The organism is Bacteroides sp. (assembly GCF_030151085.1).
GTDB lineage: Bacteria > Bacteroidota > Bacteroidia > Bacteroidales > Bacteroidaceae > Bacteroides.
Genome location: NZ_JASLER010000111.1, coordinates 1 through 2,928 on the forward strand (window position 1 = coordinate 1; position 2,928 = coordinate 2,928).

2 protein-coding genes are annotated in these 2,928 nt (G+C 48.5%); both read right to left on the bottom strand.

Translation table 11 applies throughout. The features are described 5' to 3' along the window. The coding region (locus Q1W14_RS21700) for a carbohydrate binding domain-containing protein (protein ID WP_300704952.1) at positions 1-1,476 on the bottom strand (1,476 nt) is incomplete at its 3' end. 9 nt (positions 1,477-1,485) lie between these two features. Continuing rightward, positions 1,486-2,928: alpha-L-arabinofuranosidase C-terminal domain-containing protein (locus tag Q1W14_RS21705; RefSeq protein WP_300704954.1), on the bottom strand; the 1,443-nt coding region annotated here is incomplete at its 5' end.

Consider the following 2,928-nt stretch of genomic DNA (forward strand, 5'->3'; position numbering starts at 1 on the left):
CGCATAAGTAGCCAGATGGACAACATCCGCATTCCGTTCCAATCCCGTCATAAAGGCAGCTTCGGAAAGGGCGGCGAGGAAGTTGTTATCCTTCTTCGTGGAATGATCGTGTGAAGCATATTCTCCGGCGAAAACCTTCGGACCTTTGCGGTCGTAATTGTCATAGCGTGACGCATTACCAAAGAACCAATCAGGATTCATGTAGTAGTGTTCGTCCACCAGGTCTACACCGATACGCTTCATTTCGGGCCAGAGATAATCGAATTTATCACCGCTAGCACTCGGGCCGGAGCTACCTACAACCTTCACATTAGGGTATTTCGCACGGATGGCTTTTGTGAAAGCTTCGAGGCGTTCTACATAAACCTTGTCCCACTGTTCATTACCGATACCGATCATCTTCAGATTGAAGGGTTCGGGATGTCCCATATCGGCACGCACCTTTCCCCACTTGGAAGTAACAGGGCCGTTGGCAAATTCAATCAGGTCGAGTGCATCCTGTATATACGGGTCTAGTTCATCCATCGGGACCACTTCGTTGCTTTCGTACTGGCAGGAGAGCCCGCAGCTGATTACTGGAAGAGGTTCTGCACCGAGGTCTTCGCTCAACAGAAAGTATTCGAAGTAGCCAAGTCCCAAAGTCTGGAAATAGTCAGGGAAGGCTTTATGCTTGAAGGTGTAGTTCCAGCGGTTTTCATTCAAAGGGCGGTTTTCAACAGGACCTACGGAATTCTTCCACTGGTAACGGGTTTCAAGACTGTTACCCTCGATGATACAACCACCGGGGAAACGGAATACGCCGGGGTTAAGGTCATAAAGGGCTTGTGCAAGGTCGGCACGTAGACCATTCTCACGTCCTTTCCAAGTATTCACAGGGAACAGGGAGATATGATCCATATCCACCGTACCCTGCGTTTCGAGGACGATACGCAGGCGGGCATGAGCGTCTGTGAACGGAGATTTCAGCACCGCCGTCAGCTTTTGCCAGCTATTGCCGCTGACTTCGATTTCTTTCTTCAACAGATTCTGTGCATTGGAGTTGACGAGTTCGATGGAGAGCTTCATCGGCTTCGCATCCGGCGTGCGGGCATAAACAGAGAAACGGTATTCTTCACCTTGCTTCACACCGATACCGCGATAACCTTCATTATCCAGTCCGGTACGCAGCAGGCGACCATCGTTCACTACGCGTACATAGTGAGGATTGCGGTCAAAACAAGGATTTGCATCCTGAACGGTTACATTACCGAAAGGTACCCAACCCACGAAAGGTTGTGGAAATTCAAACGAGCGGTTTTTTACCAGTTCGGCATACAGACCGCCATCAGCACCGAAGTTGATATCTTCGAAAAAGATGCCATACATTTCAGGTTGTATCTTTGCCGTCGGTTTAGAAACGTCGACGGTCATTACATGTTGTTGTGCCTGCATGCTCAAAGCAAGAGACAAAGCAAAAAGGGCAGTTAACTTTCTCATTATTATATCTTATTTTTTCTTTTCAATATTCTGATGGATACGTATCACTGTAAACGAATAAGCCGGCATTGAGTAAGAAAAGTCATTACCTTCTACCTTGAAATCAGAAGAAGCGGGTTTAGCTCCTCTGTCTTTCGGATCACCTGTCAATATCGTCTTTGTAGCCGAAGGATTTACCAAAGTAGCTCCGTCCAACTTCACCCAGGAAGAAACTTCCACCGGAAGCATATTCACTAACTTCACGATATAATCTCCGGTATTAGCGTCTTTCACAACTGATACCCCGACACGTTTCTTCACGGCATCCCAGCCATTATTCAGTTTTACCGTAGAAGACAGGTATTCGGTACCAGCGTTCTGACCATACATCTGTTGAGTATAGTAGCCTACTGTGGGTCTCACTTCCGTATTATTGAAATAGATCAAGTCCGGATTCCATTGTGTATGACCATCTTTAGCCAACAACGGAGCATAGGAAGTCATTTCTACCACGTCACCGTTACGTTCTACGGCAGTCAGATAGAGAGCTTCGGCAAGCGCAGTTTCTACATTATTGGGGCGCCCCGGCAAGTGGGCGGCGTATTCGCCCAAGTAAACTTTCGCTTTGCTACGGTCGTAATGATCGTAATATTCCTGGTTGTGGATCATCCAACCCGGTTCTACGTAATAGTGCTCGTCTACCATCGGTACACCCAGTTCGGTAGCAAGGTCCCAACCTACTTCATAATCCGTACCTTCGTAGAAGGGGCCGGTAGTACCAATCACGGTAACCTCAGGATGTTTTGCTTTTACGGCATCGAATATCATCTTAAAGCGTTCCACAAAAACAGGTGTAATCATGTCCTCATTACCGATACCGATGAACTTCAGATTGAACGGTTTCGGATGTCCGGCTTCCGCGCGCTTCTTGCCCCACACGGTTTTGCGGGCATCTCCGTTGGCATATTCTATCAGGTCGAGAACATCTTGGATGTATTGATCCATTTCTTCCATCGGAATACCACCCTGCTGTCCCATGCAAGTCAGTTCACCATTGGAATGGTGAGCACAAGTACCAGAGTTCTGACAAGGTACACCGGCTGCAAGCACAGGTACGGGTTCCGCACCCATATCTTCACAGAACAAGAAGTATTCGTGGTATCCCAGACCGCGTGTCTGATGGTATCCCCAAAGGTTACGGAGCGGCTTGCGGGCTTCCAACGGACCGATAGAGCCTTTCCAATCATAAATATTATCTATTCCATCGCCATGAGCCACACAACCACCGGGGAAACGTACGAAACGGGGATGCAGGTCGGCAAGCGTTTGTGCCAGATCAGCACGAAGTCCGTTCTTACGACCTTTGAAGGTCTTTTGCGGGAAGAGGGAAATCATATCCAGCGCATACTTGCTGACAGCCTGGGGAACAATGGACAGAGATGCAGCCGCCGCATCGCTTGTGGCTGTCAGGAC